The organism is Micromonospora sp. WMMD736 (assembly GCF_049179015.1).
Taxonomy (GTDB): Bacteria; Actinomycetota; Actinomycetes; order Mycobacteriales; family Micromonosporaceae; genus Micromonospora.
Genome location: NZ_JBMHMI010000001.1, coordinates 642,029 through 659,958 on the forward strand (window position 1 = coordinate 642,029; position 17,930 = coordinate 659,958).

The window sequence follows — 17,930 nt, forward strand, 5'->3', positions numbered from 1 at the left end:
GCCTCCCACGCGGCGCGGCGAACGACTCGCCTCAGGCGCGGAACGCTCTGATCGCGAGCGCGGCGAATCGTCGGGACGCGGCGACCCGAGCGTCCGTCGAGGTCGCGTGCAGGCCGCCGTTGGCCGTCAGGATGAGGATGAGGTCGTCCAGGACGAAGTCCGCTCGCAGATAGCCGCTGTTCTTAGCCCGGAGCGTGAGGTCGGCGAGTGAGGCCAGGGCCACTTCGCGTTTCGCGGCGAGATCCACGGCACGCGGGAAGGCGGTGATGAACGCCGTGGTGTAACCCCGGTCGCGGGCGTGTAGCTCACAGAGCTTCTCGATCACCAGGCACAGGCCATGCCACGGGTCGGGGTTGGCGAGCCCTTCGTCGACGATGTCCTGGCAGGCGTCCATCTGCTCGGCGAATGCCTCGGTGGCCAGTGCCTCCTTGGTGGGGAAGCGCCGGTACAGGGTGGCGGGGCCCACCCCGGCCCTGCGGGCGATCTCGCGCATCGGCACGTCCATACCGGCGGTGGCGAACATCGTCCGGGCGGCTTCGAGGATCCGCTGGCGGTTGTCCCGTGCGTCCGACCGCAGGTTTCGAGTCAACTGCTCGGTCACCCTCTCACTTTAGCTAAACGGACGCCGTCGTCCACTACCGTTCGCGCTGATCACAGGGCGGTCCCGGCTTGAGAAGAGGCACATGTGAAAGCAGTCATGATCAGGGAATTCGGCGATCCTCGGGGCTTGGCGGTGACCGACATCCCTGACCCGGTTCCGGCTCCGGGGCAGCTGACGATCACCATCGAGGCGGTCGGTGTTTCGGGCGCCGACGTCATGATCCGAAGCGGTGCCCTCGCCGCCTACGGCTTCCGAAAGGGCCACATCCTCGGCGGCGAAGTGGCGGGGACGGTGGCCGGCGTCGGCGAGGGTGTCGACCCTGCGTGGATCGGGCAGCGCGTGTGGGCGTTCACCGGCACCGGCGGCGGGTACGCCGAGCGTGCTGTCGCCTCGATCTCGGAGGTGCTGCCCATCCCCGCTGGCCTCTCCGTCGTCGATGCCGTGACGCTCGGCAGCTCCGGGGTCGTGGCCCACTTCGGTCTCGCCCACGCGCACCTCGCCGAAGGGGAGACCGTCCTGGTGCGCGGTGCCGCCGGCAGCATCGGGATCATGACGGTCCAACTGGCGACGCGCCGTGGCGCCAGCGCCGTCGCGGTCACCACCTCGTCACCCGAGCGCGGTCGTCGGCTGCATGGCCTTGGCGCAACCCACGTGCTTGACCGCTCCGGAGCAGGAGGATCGGACGCTCCTCGCGGCTACGATGTGATCATCGACGTTGTCGCAGGCGACCGCATGCCCTCGTTCTTCGACCGGCTCAATCCCAATGGCCGCCTCGTGCTGGTCGGCGCGGTCGGGGGTCAGCCGCCGGCAGACTTCGGCGCGACGGTGATGGCCGCCTTTCAGAAGTCCCTGTCCTTCGCCACGTTCAGCGCCGCGACGGTGCCGGAACCAGCTCGCCAGGCCGTGCGGCGAGACCAGCTCGCCGCGGCGGCCCGTGGCGAGCTGGTCTCCGTGGTGCACGAGGTGCTGCCGCTGGAGCAGGCGGTGGTCGCCCACCAGGAGATGGACGCCGGCCAGGTCTTCGGGCGGATCGTCCTCATCCCCTAGGGCACGGGCGGCGCGGGGCCGCAGCGTACGGGTCTCAGGCGAGCAGGGTGCCGCCGTCCACGGTGACCAGCGTGCCGGTGGCGTACGTCGACCGCAGGAGGTAGACGAACGCCTCGGCGGCCTCCTCGGGCTCGCCCACGCGGCCGAGCGGCAGTGACGCGCTGAGATGGGCGTACATCTGCTCTCGGGTGTCGTCGGGCAGTGTGTCCCACAGCGGCGAGCGGATGACGCCGGCGGAGACGGCGTTGACCCGGATCGGTGCCAGTTCGACGGCGAGCGAGCGGACCAGCGCGTCGATGGCTCCGGTGATGCCGGCGACCACCGACCAGCCCGCCTGCGGCCGGTGACCGGCGGTGCCGGTGGTGAGGGTGATCGACCCGCCGGGCCGCAGGTGCGGGAGCGCCGCGTGGACCGCCGCCAGCGAACCGAAGTAGCGCAGGTTGAAGGCGGTACGGGCGGCGGCGAGGTCGAGGGCGTCGACGGACATCAGCGCGAGCGGTTCGCCGGCGGTGTAGACGAGGTGGTCGAACGGGCCGAGCCCCTGGAACAGGCGGGTCACGTCGTCCGGGTCGGCGAGGTCGGCGACGTACCCCTGGGTGCCGGCCGGCAGGGCGGCGAGGGCGCGGTCCACGCTGCGCCGATTGCGGGAGGCGACCACGACCTGGGCGCCCTCCTGGGCGGCCCGGGCGGCGGTCGCGAGCCCGATACCCGAGGTGCCGCCGAGGACGACGACGCGCTGGTCGGTGAGGGTCATGATGGTCCTTCCGGATCGTGTTCGGCTGACGCACACCACGGTGCGTCAGCGCTGCTGCCCTCGTCCAAGACCTCTTCGAGCTGCTGTGATACCCGGCGGGTATTTTGGGTGCCCGGGTGCGTGCGAGTCGGACGGGAGGGTCGGATGGACATCGATCTGCGTAAGCTCCGCTACTTCGTGGCCGTTGCCGAGGAGCTGCACTTCGGCCGGGCCGCCGCGCGGCTGCACATCGCCCAGCCGGTCCTGTCGCGGCAGATCCGGGCATTCGAGCGCGAGCTCCGCGCCGAACTCTTCGTTCGGGATCGCCGCTCCACCGTGCTGACCGAGGCTGGTCGTCAACTGTTGGCTGACGCCGGTCCGCTGCTGGCCTCGGCCGAGGCCCTGCGTCGGCGGGTGCAGCGGGCGGCGCACGGCCGTCAGACGTTCACCATCGCGTTCATGCCGGGCATCATCGTCACGGCCGAGGCCCGTGCCATCGCTCAGCTGCACCCCGAACTGGCGGTCGGCGTCCTCCGTACCTCCCGGGACGACCAGGCCGAGGTGCTACGCGAGGGGCGCGCCGACGTCGGCTACGTACGGCTTCCGGTCGATCAGCGGGGCCTGCGCCTCCGTCCGCTGTTCACCGAGCCCTGTGTCGTGGTCCTGCCCGTCGAACACCGTCTGGCGGGCAAGGAGTCGGTCGACCTCGCCGAGCTGGCCGAGGAGCGGCTGCTCCAGGACCCGGAGGCGGTGCCGGAGTGGCGGGACCTGCCGAATCGACCGACCGACCCGGAGCCCCGCCCCCGGCCGGTGCTGACCTCCGTCGAGGAGAAGCTGGAGCACGTCGCCGCAGAGGCCGGGGTGGTGATCCTGCCGCTGTCGATCGCGAGGTTCTACACCAGGCCGGACGTCGTCCACGTGCCCGTCGGCGACCTCGTCGACAACCAGGTGTGCCTGGCCTGGGCCGAGGACAACCGGTCACCGCTGGTGCGGGAGTTCGTCGACATCGCCGCGCGGCAGGCCGGCGACGTCGCTCCCGGCGACCGCACCTAGAGACGGCCACCGCCCCTGCGGGGCTTGCGGTGCCCTAGCGTCTATGGGTGCCGCGCGTACGTCCACCGCTTCGTGTTCCGCAACCGGCAGAAGATGACGCTGTGGCAACCGGCGACGGTGGGACGGGTCAGCGGCTGGGTTTGCCGGCGGGTTCCATCATGGGCAGGTGACGCGACGCGAGCGGCTGTTCCGGAACACCGCCAAGGTGCGGCGCAGAAGGATCACCTACGGTGTGTTTGGCGCGTTTGTCGTGTGGGCCGCAAGTGCGGCAGCAGCCAACCCCGGCCACCGCTTCCACAACATGGCCCCGCTGTACGGGGTCGTGGGTGTGGTCATCGTCGTCCTTTCCCTCGTGGGTCTGCTTGCTCTGCTGTGGTCCTTCCAGATCGAGGTGGACGCGAACGGGCTGACGCTTCGCCTGCGCGGGCGTACGACATGTCTGGCGTGGGAAGCTGTGGAGTCGCTCGCGGTGGTGAAGACCGGGGAGAGCGGGCTCCTGGAGATTCGCCTGGCTCCCGGCGTGCGGCTCCCCGGACGCTCGGCCCCTGAGCAGGACGGACGGCGGCGGTACTCGCTGTTGGCCGTCGACGACTTCACTGTCGACGCCGATGAGGTGATCACGGTCCTGTCCCGGTATGCCGGTGGCCGGCTCGACGCCCTGGAGTATCTCCAACACCAGGCCGCCCGGCGGACCGTCGCTCGTTACCTGCGGGGCGAGGCGATCGAGGTCGATCCCCAGCTGGCCGCGTACCTGGCCCGGCAGCGCCGCAGCGCGGACGAGGAGACCATCCCGCTCGAGGGACCGGGCGGCTGAGGGGTGCCGGGTGTCGAGAACGGCCGGGCAGCTCCGTCCCAGGGGAGAATGCGGCGACCGGGACCGCACCAGAGCAGGGGGAACCAGCATGGCGATCCAGCGGATGGACAACGTCCTCATCGTGGTTGACGACCTCGACGCGGTCATCGCGTTCTTCGTCGAACTCGGGATGGAGCTGGAGGGCCGGGGACCGGTCGAGGGCCGGTGGGTGGAGCGTGTCATCGGCATCGACGACGTGCGGCAGGAGGTCGCGATGCTGCGGACCCCGGACGGTCACGGCAAGGTCGAGCTGGCGATGTTCCACGCGCCGAAGGCGACTCGCCACGAGCCGACGGACACCCCGGCGAACACCCTCGGCATCCGCCGGATCATGTTCGCGGTCGACGACGTCGAGGACACCGTCGCCCGGCTGCGCGGCCACGGGGCGGAGCTGGTCGGGCAGGTGCAGCGGTACGAGGACGTCTTTCTGCTCTGCTACGTCCGCGGCCCGGAGGGCATCGTCGTCGGGCTGGCCGAGGAGCTGCGCTGAGTGTCGGCATGGCCGCCGCTGTCGGTCGGGCGTTGCAACATCAGGGATGTTGTGGCCTCGCGGCCCCACGGAGACCACAACATCCCTGAAGCTGTGCGGATCTTGCGGCCCGCGCCCGTGCCGCCGCCGCCCGCGCCCGTGCCGCCCGCGGCCGTGCGGCCCGCGCCTGCGCGGCCCGCGCGGGCCTGCTCCGCTGTGTGGCGGAGCAGGCCCGCACATCGTGCGTCAGGCCGTCGCCACCCCGAACAGGTGGATGACGCCGCCCTCGGCGGTGGTGGGCAGCGTCAGGCTCGCGAGCCGCTTGCCCGGCTGTAGGTCGATCGGGGCGGTCGCGAAGACGTACGTCGCCACCGGGTCGATGCCCGACCCCATCTTGTCGCGGTACGCGGTGTGCACCGCCGTCACGTTGCCGAACGACGGCTGATCGGACCCGCCGCCCAGCGTCCAGTCGCTGAAGCCGATCGTCGCCTGCTGCGTCGTGCCGTCGGTGTACGTCAGCGTCACCGTGCCGCTGGTCGCACCGAACGCGGCGCTGCCCAGCAGGCTCAGCTTCGTGTCGCCCTCGGCCGCCGGCACGCTGAGCACCTGACCGCCGCCGCCGACCAGGATGTTGTCCGGGTCGCCCGGGGCCACGTTCGGCCAGGTGAAGTCGAACCCGTTGGCTGACACGGTGGATCCCGGCCGCACGCCGGTGGCCGCGAGCGCCGTGGCGGAGTAGCTCCAGCCGCCGGTGTCGAAGTTGGCTTGCGGGTCGGTGTCGTCGGCCGAGATGCCGTTGTTGTTGAGGTTCCACAGCACGCTGTCCCGCACGGCCACCGTCACGGGGATCGTCACGGTGGGCAGTGCCGTACCGGAGGTGGTGGTGGCGGTCACCGTCACGGCGTAGGCGCCGGGCTTGACGTCGGCTGGCGCCGAGACGGTGAGGTCCTTGCTGCCCGATCCGTCGCCGGCCAGCCGGAACTCACCCTGCGCGGGGGTGACGGTCAGGCCGGCGGGCGTGCTGACCGTCCAACGCGCGGTGGTGGTCGCCTCGGTCAGTGCCTGGATCTTGTACGTCGTCACCGCGGTGCTGCCCGGCTCGACCTTCAGCGTCTGCGGGCTCGCGCCCGTCAGGTACGGCTGCCGGCCGTCGCCGTACGAGGGCGGGGCGTCGGCGGGAGCGCTGCCCCACGTCGTGTTCGGCTTGGCGCCGAGTGCGAAGTCGACGGTGCCACCCTTGTTGACCAGGGTGTCGGAGATCCAGCTCCGGTTCGACTTCTTGCCGTTGACCTTGACCGACTGGATGTACTTGTTCTTTGCCGAGGCGTCCGGGGCGTTGACGGTGATCGTGCGGCCGGGGCCGGCGTCGATCACGGCGCGGGTGAACAACGGTGCGGAGAGCACCAGGTCGGCCCGGCTCGGGTTCTGCGGGTACATGCCCAGCGCGGAGAAGACGTACCACGACGACATGGTGCCGGCGTCGTCGTTGCCCGGGATGCCGCCGGGGGTGTTGCCCCACAGCTGGTCCAGCACCGCGCGGACCGTCTCCTGGGTCTTGTACGGCGCACCGAAGTAGTTGTAGAGGTACGGCGCGTTCATGTCCGGCTCGTTGGTGGGGTCGTACCGGGTGAGGTCACGGGCGGAGAAGTCGAAGTTGCCGGCCGGGGTCCGGAAGAAGGCGTCGAGGCGCTGCTCGGCGACCTTGTTGCCGCCCATGGCGCGGGCCAGGCCGGCGACGTCGGAGTAGACCATCCACGTGTAGCGGGCACTGCTGCCCTCGACGAACCCGTTCTCGGTCGCCGGGTGGAAGGCGCGCTCGGCCCAGGTGCCGTCGGCCTTGCGGGAGCGCGGGTAACCGCCCTGCGCGGTGGCGGTCAGGTCGAAGACGTTGCTCCAGGCGCCCGACCGCTTGGCGAAGGCCCGCTGGTTCGCACGGTCGCCGACCTGCCCGGCGAGCTCGGCGAGCGCTGCGTCGGCGACCGCGTCCTCCATCGTCTCGGCCGCGCCGCCCCAGCAGGAGCAGCCGTCGGCGGGGACGTAACCCAGCTCCAGGTACTTGTCGAGGGCGGGACGCTGGCCGACGCACGCCACGTTGCAGCCGGCGCTGTCGGAGTCGTTGGCGTTCGGCACCGTCGCGGCGGTGATCAGCGACCGGAGTGCGCCCTTGACGTCGAAGTCCCGCCCACCGAAGGCGTGGATGCCGGCGACCGCCGGGGCCGACGGGTCGCCGGACATGACGCTGGTCTTGCCGTGCTGGAGCAGCCAGCGGTCCCACTCGCCGCCGCGCTGGGTGGCGTAGTTGAACAACGACTGCGCATAGTCGCTGCCCGCCTTCGGGTTGACGAGCGTCATCAGCTGCACCTGGGCGCGGTACTGGTCCCAGCCGGAGAAGGTGCCGTACTGCGCGTCCTGGCCCTTGGTGAGCCGGTGCGGTCTACCGTCGGCGCCGAGGTAGCGGCCGTCCACGTCGCTGGTGAGGGTGGGTTCGAGCATCGAGTGGTACAGCGCCGTGTAGAAGGCGCTGAGCTGGTCGTCGGTGCCGCCACCGACCTTGATCTTGCCCAGCTCGCGCTGCCAGGCCGCCGTGGCCTCCGACCGGACGGCGTCGAAGCTCCTCTGCCGCGGGTTCTCCGCCCGCAGGTTGGCCTCGGCGTTGTCCAGGCTGACGTAGGAGATGGCGACCTTCACACCGACGGTCGTGGTGCCCTGGGCGAAGGTGACGTACGCGCCGGAGCCCTTGCCCGGCACGGGGTTGCCCGCGTCGAGGCCGGTGCCACCGGACGCCGTCGTGGCGTCCGGCGTCACGGTGGCGTCCTGCCACGCGCCGACCTTGGCGAACGGCTGGTCGAAGTGGGCGGTGAAGTGCAGCGTGTACAGGGACTTGCGGTTGTTGTCGCTGTGCGGGCCGCAGAAGTTGCCCGCGGTGACCGAGCCGGTGACGGTGCGGGCCGCGGCGTCCACCCGGACGGCGGCGTCGGTGCTGCCGGTCTCCGAGTTGGCGGTGCGGAACAGCATGCTGGCGGGCTGGTCGGCCGGGAAGCCGAACCGGCCCGAGCCGGTGCGGGGGGTGGTGGTCAGTTCCGCCGACGCGCCACTGTCGAGGCCCACCCGGTAGTAACCGGCCCGCGCGGTCTCGTTCTGGTGGGAGAAGCTGCTCGCGTACGTCGCGTCGGAGGTGTCGGCGGACGGCGAGGAGTGGACGTCACCCACGAACGGCATGATCGGGATGTCGCCCGCGCCGCCGTTGCAGCCGACCCCGTTGAGGTGGGTGAGGCTGAAGCCGCGGATCCGGGTCGCGCCGTACTCGTAGCCACCGGGTGCCGGGGTCGATGTCTGCCGGCCGGTACTGGTCTGCGGGCTCCAGGCCAGCATGCCGAAGGGGCGGACCGCTCCGGGGTAGGTGTTGCCGAGGTTCGTGGAACCGATCAGCGGGTTGACGTACCCGGCGGGGTTGGTGACCAGGCGGACAGGCGCGGCGGCCGCGGCGGGTGTGCCCGCGGAGACCGCCGCCAGCGCCGCCACGGCCACGGCGGTGGCGGCGGCGAGGGTTCGGCGTGTGGCGGTGTACGCCAGGCTCGCCGTTGTGTCTGACACAGTGTTAGCCCTTCGGTTGGCACCGTCTGCACGAAGCTCGGCGGGGCGACCCGTCACGCTTCCTCCGTCTGTGCCGGAGTCGCACGCGGTACTGACAACGTTGTCTAATCCACGAGGGATGCTTCCCCTCCGTCGCAGGACTGTCAAGATCCGGAGCCGGGTCCGGTGTGGAGCGGGGGCGCGGCGCGCGGTCAGCCGTACCGGCGCAGCGGGCCCGGCGCCCGGCTAGGCAGGGAAGGTCTCGCGCAGGGACGGTTCCAGCGCACGGCCCGTCGTCGGCTCGATGAACAACTCGGCGAGCAGGAGGTCGGCCAGGAAGCTCGGGTTGATCCCGGACTCCTTGCGACCGAGCGCCTGCGCCGCACCGCCCAGTCGCAGCGCCGTCCGCGCCGCCCCGGCCGGCAGCCGGCCGACCCGGCGGCGTCGGCCGACCGCCTCGGCAATGCGCGCGAGCATGTCGTGCCAGGTGAGGTTCTCGTCGGCGACCGGGATGTCCGCGCCGCTGGCCGCCGCAAGGGCGTCGGCCGCGACCTCGGCCACGCTGCGCGCCGAGGCCGCGGCGCTCCCGCCGGTGGGGGCAACCAGAGGGGTACGAGAGCGCGCCCACCGGTCCAGCGGACCGGCCCAGTTCGGCAGTCGGTCGCCGACGCGCCCGAAGACGAAGGGCAGCTCGAGTACGGCGACCGGCAGGCCCGGACCGGCGGCGACGCGTCCCTCGCGGGCCTGCTCCAGCCGGCACCGGATGTACGTGTGCCGCTCCCCGAGCCGCCACTGCGGACGCAGCCGGTCGAAGTACGTGTAGTACGAGCCCATGACCACCCCACGGGTGAGCCCCTCGTCGCGGGCGGCGGTGAACAGGCGTACCACCGGGTCGACGTTCTCGCGCCGGAACTGCGGATAGATCGGTTTCGGCAACGGGCGCTGCTCGTCGGTCCGGGTGGCGTACACGACGCCGTCGTGCCCGGCCAGCACCGACCGCAGCTCGTCGACCGAGGCGGACCCCACATCGAGCAGGTGCTCGACCCCCGGCTGGGTGGAACGCGCCACCGAGGTCGTGGCGTGACCACGCTCGCGCAGCACCTCCACGACGTGCGCGCCGATCAGGCCACTGCCACCCACCACGAGAATCCGCACGCTGAATCGTCCACTGTCCAGCGGGGTGCGTGTCAAGTGCGGTGCCGCTGCGGATGCGACGGCGGTCCGGTACGGCCAGAATGGCGTCCGGAGGTGATCGAGGATGGTCGACCAGGAGAGTGTTCCCCGGCTGACGTCGGTGGTGCTCGACGGCACCGACGCGCGGACGTTGGCGGAGTTCTACCGGCAGCTCATGGGCTTCGTGTACCGGCCCGGCGACGAGCCACCGGCGGACGGCCGGCCCGACGAGCGCGGTCGTGACTGGTTGGTGCTCAGGTCCCCCTCCGGTGGCGTGCAGATCGCGTTCCAGCAGGTCGACAGCCTGCCCGAGACGACGTGGCCGACGAACGACGTGCCACAACAGCTCCACCTGGACCTGACCGTGGACTCGGTCGACGAGCTGCTGGTCCAGCACGAGCGGGTGCTGCGCCTCGGCGGCCGGCTGCGCTACGACCGGATCGAGGACCCGGACGAGCCGCTGCGCGTGTACGCCGACCCGGCCGGCCACCCGTTCTGCATCATGGTGGGATAGTGGCGTCCGTATCCGTGCGTGACCGACGCGTGACCGTGGCGGGCGCGATCGTCGAGAACGGGGTCGAGGATGCCGGAACCGCGCGCCTTCTGGCTGGACGAGCAGTTCGACCGTGAGCACGGCGTCGACGGCCGCGGCCGGTACGAGGCCGAGGTGCTTCGCCGGATCGCTGACTTCGCCGAGACCTGGGGGGACTTCGCGCCGGTCGCGTTCGCCGCGACGGCGTGGCGGGTGGCCAGCGAACTGTCGCCCGGCTTCGTCCGGTGGCACCGGCGGATCATCTCGGCGACCTGCGAACGCAGCCCGTGGGACGGCAGCATGGTCTGCGCGGTCACCGTGGCCTCCCGCTGGCCCGCCGAGCTGACCTGGAGCAAGCAGTGGCAGCGCGACCGTGGGTGGCATGACTGGCCGCAGCTGTTCGGCCAGTTCACCACCCCCACCGAGCAGGACCAGACGCGCCGCCCGTATCTGCGGGCGCTGCTCCAGGTCCAGGCCCCGCTGCCGCTCGACGGCCTGCCGCCGACACCCGACGGTCCGGACGACGACGTCCCCACCGCGGCGCGGCGGGCGGTCGTGGTGCTGGCCCGGGAACTCAACGACCTGTTGGCGCCGGTGATCGGGCAACTCGACAGCGGGGTCCCCGCCGACTCCTGACGGCGGGGACCCCTTGTCGACGCGGCGCGTCGGTAGTCGATGGTGCGGTGGGCCCGGCCCGGTCACCGAACGGGCCGGGCCCACCACGTGTCAGCCGGTGGTCAGGTAGAACTTCTCCCACGCCCCGGCGGACGTGCGGTTGGCGATCAGCGAACCGGCCCCGGAATTCTCCGCGCACACGAACTGGTTGTTGATCGTGGCACGCAGACTGACCGTCCCGTCCGAGTTGTTGACGACCTGGAAGGTCTGCGCCGCCCCGATCGACGACCCGGTGGCGACCAACGGTGCGGTATTGCTCGCGGCCGTGACGTACAGCCCGTTGGAGCGCGACTTCAGCGCGATGTTGCCGTTGCCGGCGTCCACCCGGTCGAACTGTTCGGTGCTGCCGACGCTGGCCTTGTTGGCGATCAGCGCGGTGGTGCCGACCGCCGACACGTACTGGTTGTTGATCTGCGCCCGCAGCGTGGTCACCGGAGTGGTGCCACCGGTGCCGGTGGTGAAGGTGAACGCGTCCACGTCGAACAGGTAGCCCGACCCGCCCTTGAACACCAGGTACAGCGTGGTCGACGCGCTGGGCGGGTTGCTGATCGTGCCGGACACCTCGGTGAAGGTCTCCCAGTTACCGGTCACCGGCACCGTGACGGTGCCCAGCAGGGTGCCGGTGGCCGAGCCGGCCCGCACCTCGATGGTGCCGCCGGCCCCGGCCGACGACGCCCGCACGGTGATGCGGTTCGCACCGGTCAGGTTGTACGGCTGGTACGAGATCCAGTCGTTGTTCTCGATGAACCCGGCGGTGCGGCCACCCTCGGCGCTGGTGTGGTCGGTGGCCTGCACGCCCGACTGGGCGCCGAAGTGCTCACCCTGGCGGTGCTTCGGTTGCAGGGTTTTGATGCTGTGCGTGGTCAGCCCGCCGTTGTCGGTGTAGGCGGCGTCGAAGACCCCGTAGATGTTCGCCGCGGAGTCGTGCTCACCGTCGGTCGGCAGGGTGATCGAGCCGCTGCACCCGTTCTTCGAGGTGATCTGGTGGGCGTGACTGTCGTGGCCCAGCGCGTACGTCAGGCTCACCTTGGTGCAGTCGATGGTGCCGTCCTGCGGGTCGCTCACACTGATCTGGTAGGACACGGTGTCACCGAAGCTGAACAGCTGGCCGTCGGCGGGCGTGGTCAGCGTCACCGTCGGTGCCGTGTTCCCCACGGTGATGACCAGGCTCGCCGTACCGGTCAGCCCAGTCGGGTCGGTGACCTTCAACGTCGGGGAGTACGTGCCGTTGGTGGTGTACGTCTTGGTGGGGTTCGCCGCCGTCGACGTGGTGCCGTCACCGAACGTCCACAGGTAGCTCAGCGCCCCGCCCTCGGGGTCGGAGCTGCCCGCCGAGGAGAAGTTCACCGTCAACGGGTTCGCCCCGGACGTGGGGTTGGCCGAGGCGACCGCGATGGGGTTGCGGTTGCCGCCGCCGATGTACTCGATCCGGAACAGCGCCTGGTTGTTCGAGCCCGTGCCGTAGTCCAGCACGTACAGCGCGCCGTCCGGGCCGAAGGCCATGTCCATCACCTGGGTGCCGGACCACGGGAAGCTGGAGATCTCGCCACGGGAGCCGTCGGCGTTGATGGCGATGGGCTTGATCCAGCGGCGGCCGTACTCACCGGCGAAGAACAGGCCGTTCAGCGACTGCGGGAACTTGACGCTGGAGTTGAGCGAGGCGTCGTACCGGTACACCGGTCCGGCCATCGGCGACTCGGAGCCGCTGCCGAACTCCGACGGTGAGCCGGAGTCGCCGGCGTACTTGATCCAGGCCGGCTTCGCCGCAGGCAGGGTCTGCAGCCCGGTGTTGCGGAACGAGTTGTTCGTCGGCCCACCGGTGCAGTTGTACTTCGACTGCGACGGCCCGGACGGGAAGGTGTATTCGTTGTATGTTTCGTTGCTGGTGTTGCTGCCGGTGCAGTACGGCCAGCCGTAGTTGCCCGGCGCCGTGATCCGGTTGAACTCGACCTGACCCTGCGGGCCCCGGCTGGAGTTGGTGCTTCCCGCGTCCGGGCCGTAGTCGCCGACGTAGACGACGCCGGTCGCCTTGTCCACGCTCATCCGGAACGGGTTGCGCATACCCATCGCGTAGATCTCGGGACGGGTGTTGGCCGTGCCGGGCGCGAACAGGTTGCCCGACGGGATGGTGTACGTCCCGTCCGCCTGCGGCGTGATCCGCAGCACCTTGCCCCGCAGGTCGTTCGTGTTGCCAGCGGAGCGCTGGGCGTCGAACTGCGGGTTGCGGTTGGTCCGCTCGTCCAGCGGCGCGTAGCCCGAGGACTCGAACGGGTTCGTGTCGTCGCCGGTGGTCAGGTACAGGTTGCCGGCGGCGTCGAAGTCCAGGTCACCACCGACGTGGCAGCACTGCCCACGGTCGTTGGCCACCTGGAGCACGATCTTCTCGCTGCTCATGTTGAGCGTGTCGTCGCTGTTGAGGGTGAACCGGGACAGCCGCAGGTGCCCCTTCCACCGGTCCCAGTCGGACTGCGAGCCGGTGGTGGGCGCGTCCCCGGACGGGGTGCTCAGCGTCGGCGAGTAGTACAGGTAGATCCACCGGTTGCTGGCGAAGTTGGGGTCGACGGCGACGCCCTGCAACCCCTCCTCGTCGTGCGTGTAGACCGAGAGGGTGCCGGAGACCTTGGTGTTGCCGGCCACGTCGGTGACCCGCAGGACGCCGTTGCGGGCGGTGTGCAGCACCGAACGGTTGGGCAGGACGGCCAGCGACATGGCCTCGCCCAGCTCGGCGGAGCCGGTGGCGAGTTTGATCTGCTGATAGTCACTTGCCGGAATCACCACCGCCTGCGCGGCGGGGGAGTTGGCGGCCACGGCCAGGGTCACACTCGCGACGGTGGTTACCGCCGCGACGAGTGCCCGGGACCAGCGCCGGGATTTCGAAAGCATGATCGTCCTTCCTCGACGACCAGGGCCGGGGCGTGCTGGGGCGCACCACGACCAGGTGTGGGTGGCGGGGTGTGGGTCGTGGTGCGGTCAGTTGGTGGTGACGAGGTCGAACTTCTCCCACTGACCGATGGAGGTCCGGTTGGCGATCAGCGGGGAGGAGCCTCCGTTGTCGGCGGCCACGTACCGGCTGTTCACCGTGGCCCGCAGGCTCACCGTGCCGTCGGAGTTGCGGATCAGCTGGAACGTCTCCCACGAGCCGGCGGTGGCCCGGTTGGCGATCAGCGCGGAGGCCCCGGCGTTCTCCGCCGCGACGAACTGCCCGTTGCTCTTGGCCTTCAGCGCGACGTTGCCGTTGGCGAGGTTGACCACCTCGAACCGCTCGCTGGTGCCGACGGAGGTCTTGTTGGCGATCAGCGGGGTGCTGGCGTTGGGCGCGCTGACGTACTGGTTGTTGGCGCGGGCCCGCAGGGTGGAACCGGCGACGGCCGGCGGCGGGGTGGTCGGCGGGGCCGTGGTCGGCGGCGCGGTCGTCGGCGGAGGAGTGGTCGGCGGGGCCGTGGTGGGCGGCGGGGTGGTCGGGTTGGTCCCCGGCGAGCAGTTGGCGCTCACCGAACCCGCGGCGACCTGCAGGCCACCGAGCAGCATCCGGGTGAAGTTCGGGTCGGTGTACGACGCCTCGGTGTGCCCGAGACCCGTGTACCAGGCACGTCCGCCGCCGTACGCCTTGCACCAGGTGATCGGGTGGTCGCCGTTCATGTTGCCGCCGCTGTAGGACGACTCGTCGAGGCTGGCCAGGACCCGCGCGCTGGACCGGGGGTTGGTGCGGTAGTTGTACCACTCGTCGGAGCGGACCCAGGTGGCGCCGAGGTGCGCCGTCGACGGGTTGCTCCGGTCCTCGATCTTCACGGTCGCGGTCTGGATCGCCGGGTGCGAGTCGAACCACGCGCCGACCAACTGCCCGTAGAACGGCCAGCTGTACTCGGTGTCCGCGGCGGCGTGCACGCCGACGTACCCGCCGCCGGCGGCGATGTACTGCTCGAAGGCCGTCTGCTGGCTGGAGTTGAGGACGTCGCCGGTCGTCGACATGAAGACCACCGCCTGGTACTGGGCCAGGTTGGAGGTGGTGAACTGGTTCGCGTCCTCGGTGGAGGTCACGCTGAAGCCGTTGGCAGCGCCGAGCTGCTGGATGGCCGCGATGCCGTTGGGGATGGACGAGTGCCGGAAGCCGGCGGTCTTGCTGAACACCAGGACCTTGGTCAGTGGCGCGGCAGAGGCGGTGGTCGGCAGTGCGACCAGGCCGGCCATCAACACGGCCACCCCGGTGACGAGTGCCAACAGGCGGGGACGGGAACGCATGGTGATGCTCCTTAGCTGAGCGTCGACCCCGGAGAGTGCGCGAGAGCACGCCCGGGGCCATGGTGGCGGTGGTGCGGAAGCCGGGCCGCCGATGCTCGGCTGAGGTGATGTGGAGCGGTGATGGTGGTGCCGTGCTGCGGTACACGAGCCAGCCGACGACTCCGACCGACCAGTGTGGACGGACGGATGGTATCGACTGGTGTCGTTGAGGCAGTAAACCTCCGATGTCTGCGCCCGTCAACCCCACCCGCTCCCGCGGTCCCGCCCCCACCCGTGGGCGGTCGACCACCGCTCGGGGGTGGAACTCGATGCGAACGCCGGTTCGGCGTCGGGGCGTACGGCAGGATTGGTCTGGTGGACGCGGACGTGTCACCGCCGTGGCGGCCGCCGACCCGCCAGGAGGTCGCGGCGGCGGCCGGTCGCGGCCTGGTGGATGTGATCGGCCCCGGCCTGCGGGTGCTGTTCTGTGGCTTCAACCCCGGGCTCTATTCGGCGGCGGTGGGGGAGCACTTCGCCCGGCGGGGCAGCCGCTTCTGGCCGGCGCTGCACGGCGCGGGCTTCACCGACCGGGAACTGCGCCCGTGGGAGCGCGCCGAGCTGCTGCGGCAGGGGTTGGGGATCACCAGCCTCAGCAACCGGGCCACGGCCCGCGCGGACGAGCTGACGGCCGACGAACTGGTGGCCGGGGTGACCGGGCTGGCGGTCAAGGTCGAGCGGCACCGGCCGCGGTGGGTGGCGGTGCTCGGGGTGACCGCGTACCGGATCGCGTTCGTCCGGCCCACGGCCACGCTGGGACCGCAGCCGGAGGGGTTGGGCCCGGCCCGGGTCTGGGTGCTGCCCAACCCCAGCGGCCTGAACGCCCACTTCCCGCTGCCGGCGTTGACCGCCGAGTTCGCCCGCCTGCGCCGGCAGGTCGGCCCTCAGACCCCCTCGGCCAGCGCCTCGTAGTAGGGCCGCATGGCCGGGTGGTACTCGTCGAACTCCGGTCGGGGCGTGCCGTCCCGGGAGGCGACCAGCATGTCGAGGTAGTACTCCCAGCCGGCGCCCACCTCGGCGACGCCGTCGAGGCTGCTGAGGTGCTGGGTGAAGCGCAGCTCGGTCACGCCGTCGGTCTCGGTCAGCGCGAACCCCAGCAGCCAGTCGCCGTGGTCGTCGACCATCGACACGACCAGGCGACGAGGCGCTTCGCACTCCTCGACGCGGACGTCGCACCAGGGCTGCTGCTCCTCGTACGCCATCTGGACCCGGATGGTGTTGCCGGGCCGGGCGTCGCCCTGCCACGGGCCGAACCAGCGGGCCGTGCGCTCCGACTCGGTCAGGCTCGCCCACACGTCGGTCGCCGGGGCGCGGAAGGTGCGGGTGAGGACGAGGTCGTGGCCGGTGGCGGTGCGGAACAGGCGGCCAGCGGGGGTACGGGTCATGCGGTGTGCTCCGTTCGGTGGGCGGCCGGGCCGCGAGCGCGGCGTTCCCGGCGGGTGCGATAGACCTCGGTCTCCAGGGCGTCCAGGCGCTGCTCCCACCCGGCGGGCACGACGAGCCCGCCGAGCCAGTCGACGAGGGGGGCGAGCGGGCCGGGGTCGAGGCGGTAGATCCGCGTGCGGCCGACCAGCTCGTCGCGGACCAGCCCGCTCGCGCGCAGCACCCGCAGGTGGCGGCTGATCGCCGGGCGGCTGATGGCGAACCGGTTGGCGATCTCACCCGCGGCCAGCGGCGCGTCGCGCAGCATGCTCAGGATCCGCCGGCGTACCGGGTCCGCGATCGCCACAGCCACCTCGTCCACGCCAAAAAGCGTAACCCACAGGTTACGGGTTATCCGACGCGGTGCGTCGATGGTGGGCACATGATCACGTGACCTGGCACTCTTGACGCATGCCAGCCCAGCTTCGATCCCGCCTGCTCGATTGGACCGTCGCCGTACCCGTGCTCGCGGTGCTGGTGTTGCTCGTGACGTGGGGGCGAGATCTCCCCGGCCCGGTCGTCGTGGTGGTCGCCGCGCTGCTGGGCGGCGCGGTGCTCGCGGCCGTACACCACGCCGAGGTGGTGGCGCACCGCGTGGGGGAGCCGTACGGCTCGCTGGTGCTCGCCGTCGCGGTCACCGTCATCGAGGTGGCCCTCATCGTCACCCTGATGATCAGCGGCCCGGAGAAGACCCAGTCGCTCGCCCGCGACACCGTCTTCGCCGCCGTCATGATCACGTGTAACGGCATACTGGGCCTGTCCCTGCTGCTCGGGGCGCTGCGCAGGCGGGTCGCCGTGTTCAACCCGGAGGGCACCGGGGGTGCCCTGGCGACCGTGGTCACCCTGGCCACGCTGAGTCTGGTCATTCCGACCTTCACCACGGCCCGTCCCGGCCCGGAGTTCAGCCCGGCCCAGCTCACCTTCGCCGCCGTCGCCTCGCTCGCGCTGTACGGGCTGTTCGTGCTCGTGCAGACCGGCCGACACCGCGACTACTTCCTGCCCGTCGACAGCAAAGGGCAGGTCATAGACGCCGAGGAGCACGCCAAGCCGCCCACCACCCGCGCCGCCCTGGTCAGCCTCGTCCTGCTGCTGGTGGCGCTGGTCGCGGTGGTCGGCGACGCCAAGACCGTCTCGCCGACCATCGAGGCCGGGGTGGCGGCGGCGAACCTGCCGCACGCGTTCGTCGGCGTGATCATCGCGCTGCTGGTGCTGCTCCCGGAGACCCTCGCCGCCGCGCGCGCCGCCCGCCGCGACCGTGTACAGATCAGCCTCAATCTCGCCCTCGGCTCCGCGATGGCCAGCATCGGTCTGACCATTCCGGTCATCGCCATCGCCTCGATCTGGCTGGAGGGCCCACTGCTGCTCGGTCTCGGCGGCACCCAGCTCGCGCTGCTGGCCCTCACCGCGGTGACAGCGGTGCTGACCGTCGTACCCGGGCGGGCCAACGTGTTGCAGGGCGGCGTCCACCTCGTGCTGCTGGCCGCGTTCGTCTTCCTGGCCGCCAGCCCCTGACCGGCCGCTCAG

Annotated in this window: 16 protein-coding genes; 8 read left to right on the forward strand and 8 right to left on the reverse strand. The window is 71.0% G+C overall.

Annotated features, from left to right (window positions below):
• Positions 1-31 precede the first annotated feature (31 nt).
• A complete protein-coding gene (locus ACN269_RS02725; protein ID WP_421470842.1) occupies positions 32-601 on the reverse strand; it encodes a TetR/AcrR family transcriptional regulator in 570 nt (189 codons plus the stop codon).
• Positions 602-733: 132 nt separating this feature from the next.
• Between ACN269_RS02725 and ACN269_RS02730 the strand changes: the two genes are divergently transcribed.
• Positions 734-1,648 (forward strand): zinc-binding dehydrogenase, encoded by a 915-nt coding sequence (locus ACN269_RS02730; RefSeq protein ID WP_421470843.1) that lies wholly within the window; start codon positions 734-736, stop codon positions 1,646-1,648.
• Between the two features lie 34 nt (positions 1,649-1,682).
• Here the strand turns inward: ACN269_RS02730 and ACN269_RS02735 are convergent, their stop codons facing one another.
• Positions 1,683-2,402, reverse strand: coding sequence for an SDR family oxidoreductase (locus ACN269_RS02735; RefSeq protein WP_421470844.1), 720 nt, complete (start codon positions 2,400-2,402; stop codon positions 1,683-1,685).
• Positions 2,403-2,546: 144 nt separating this feature from the next.
• On the opposite strand from ACN269_RS02735, the gene ACN269_RS02740 reads away from it, so the two are divergent.
• From ACN269_RS02740 to ACN269_RS02750, 3 genes are all read left to right on the forward strand, one after another.
• The gene (locus ACN269_RS02740; RefSeq protein ID WP_421470845.1) at positions 2,547-3,434 is read left to right on the forward strand and encodes a LysR family transcriptional regulator; all 888 of its coding nucleotides are present in this window, start codon (positions 2,547-2,549) and stop codon (positions 3,432-3,434) included.
• A 166-nt stretch (positions 3,435-3,600) separates the two neighbouring features.
• Complete coding sequence (locus ACN269_RS02745) at positions 3,601-4,248, forward strand: hypothetical protein (protein WP_421470846.1); 648 nt, start codon at positions 3,601-3,603, stop codon at positions 4,246-4,248.
• Between the two features lie 88 nt (positions 4,249-4,336).
• A complete protein-coding gene (locus ACN269_RS02750) occupies positions 4,337-4,777 on the forward strand; it encodes a VOC family protein (RefSeq protein ID WP_421470847.1) in 441 nt (146 codons plus the stop codon).
• Between the two features lie 225 nt (positions 4,778-5,002).
• On the opposite strand, the gene ACN269_RS02755 is transcribed toward ACN269_RS02750, so the two are convergent.
• Both ACN269_RS02755 and ACN269_RS02760 read right to left on the reverse strand, forming a co-directional pair.
• Entirely contained in the window at positions 5,003-8,350 is a 3,348-nt protein-coding gene (locus ACN269_RS02755) for a GH92 family glycosyl hydrolase (RefSeq protein ID WP_421470848.1), read from the reverse strand.
• 225 nt (positions 8,351-8,575) lie between these two features.
• Positions 8,576-9,484 (reverse strand): NAD-dependent epimerase/dehydratase family protein, encoded by a 909-nt coding sequence (locus ACN269_RS02760; RefSeq protein WP_421470849.1) that lies wholly within the window; start codon positions 9,482-9,484, stop codon positions 8,576-8,578.
• 103 nt (positions 9,485-9,587) lie between these two features.
• Between ACN269_RS02760 and ACN269_RS02765 the strand changes: the two genes are divergently transcribed.
• Both ACN269_RS02765 and ACN269_RS02770 read left to right on the forward strand, forming a co-directional pair.
• The gene (locus ACN269_RS02765; RefSeq protein ID WP_421470850.1) at positions 9,588-10,016 is read left to right on the forward strand and encodes a VOC family protein; all 429 of its coding nucleotides are present in this window, start codon (positions 9,588-9,590) and stop codon (positions 10,014-10,016) included.
• Positions 10,017-10,085: 69 nt separating this feature from the next.
• Positions 10,086-10,670: a hypothetical protein gene (locus tag ACN269_RS02770; protein ID WP_421470851.1), complete on the forward strand. Its 585-nt coding sequence runs from the start codon at positions 10,086-10,088 to the stop codon at positions 10,668-10,670.
• 90 nt (positions 10,671-10,760) lie between these two features.
• Here ACN269_RS02770 and ACN269_RS02775 read toward each other — a convergent pair whose 3' ends face one another.
• Both ACN269_RS02775 and ACN269_RS02780 read right to left on the reverse strand, forming a co-directional pair.
• Positions 10,761-13,592: a PQQ-dependent sugar dehydrogenase gene (locus ACN269_RS02775; protein ID WP_421470852.1), complete on the reverse strand. Its 2,832-nt coding sequence runs from the start codon at positions 13,590-13,592 to the stop codon at positions 10,761-10,763.
• 87 nt (positions 13,593-13,679) lie between these two features.
• A complete protein-coding gene (locus tag ACN269_RS02780; RefSeq protein WP_421470853.1) occupies positions 13,680-14,948 on the reverse strand; it encodes a ThuA domain-containing protein in 1,269 nt (422 codons plus the stop codon).
• Between the two features lie 354 nt (positions 14,949-15,302).
• Here ACN269_RS02780 and mug point away from each other — a divergent pair, with 354 nt between their 5' ends.
• Positions 15,303-15,896 carry a G/U mismatch-specific DNA glycosylase gene (mug, locus tag ACN269_RS02785; RefSeq protein WP_421470854.1) on the forward strand — a complete coding sequence of 198 codons (594 nt, stop codon included), beginning with the start codon at positions 15,303-15,305 and terminating at the stop codon, positions 15,894-15,896.
• On the opposite strand, the gene ACN269_RS02790 is transcribed toward mug, so the two are convergent.
• Positions 15,869-16,369, reverse strand: coding sequence for an SRPBCC family protein (locus ACN269_RS02790; RefSeq protein ID WP_421470855.1), 501 nt, complete (start codon positions 16,367-16,369; stop codon positions 15,869-15,871). The genes mug and ACN269_RS02790 overlap by 28 nt on opposite strands.
• Positions 16,366-16,728 (reverse strand): metalloregulator ArsR/SmtB family transcription factor, encoded by a 363-nt coding sequence (locus ACN269_RS02795; RefSeq protein ID WP_421470856.1) that lies wholly within the window; start codon positions 16,726-16,728, stop codon positions 16,366-16,368. The genes ACN269_RS02790 and ACN269_RS02795 overlap by 4 nt, the downstream gene beginning before the upstream one ends.
• An 89-nt stretch (positions 16,729-16,817) precedes the next feature.
• On the opposite strand from ACN269_RS02795, the gene ACN269_RS02800 reads away from it, so the two are divergent.
• Positions 16,818-17,918 carry a calcium:proton antiporter gene (locus ACN269_RS02800; protein WP_421470857.1) on the forward strand — a complete coding sequence of 367 codons (1,101 nt, stop codon included), beginning with the start codon at positions 16,818-16,820 and terminating at the stop codon, positions 17,916-17,918.
• Positions 17,919-17,930: the final 12 nt, after the last annotated feature.

Excerpts from the sequence above, each read along its gene's own strand:
- ACN269_RS02775 (WP_421470852.1), bottom strand. The coding sequence starts at position 13,592 with ATGCTTTCGAAATCCCGGCGCTGGTCCCGGGCACTCGTCGCGGCGGTA.
- ACN269_RS02750 (WP_421470847.1), top strand. The coding sequence starts at position 4,337 with ATGGCGATCCAGCGGATGGACAACGTCCTCATCGTGGTTGACGACCTC.
- ACN269_RS02735 (WP_421470844.1), bottom strand. The coding sequence starts at position 2,402 with ATGACCCTCACCGACCAGCGCGTCGTCGTCCTCGGCGGCACCTCGGGT.
- ACN269_RS02765 (WP_421470850.1), top strand. The coding sequence starts at position 9,588 with ATGGTCGACCAGGAGAGTGTTCCCCGGCTGACGTCGGTGGTGCTCGAC.
- ACN269_RS02790 (WP_421470855.1), bottom strand. The coding sequence starts at position 16,369 with ATGACCCGTACCCCCGCTGGCCGCCTGTTCCGCACCGCCACCGGCCAC.
- ACN269_RS02740 (WP_421470845.1), top strand. The coding sequence starts at position 2,547 with ATGGACATCGATCTGCGTAAGCTCCGCTACTTCGTGGCCGTTGCCGAG.
- ACN269_RS02770 (WP_421470851.1), top strand. The coding sequence starts at position 10,086 with ATGCCGGAACCGCGCGCCTTCTGGCTGGACGAGCAGTTCGACCGTGAG.
- ACN269_RS02800 (WP_421470857.1), top strand. The coding sequence starts at position 16,818 with ATGCCAGCCCAGCTTCGATCCCGCCTGCTCGATTGGACCGTCGCCGTA.
- ACN269_RS02780 (WP_421470853.1), bottom strand. The coding sequence starts at position 14,948 with ATGCGTTCCCGTCCCCGCCTGTTGGCACTCGTCACCGGGGTGGCCGTG.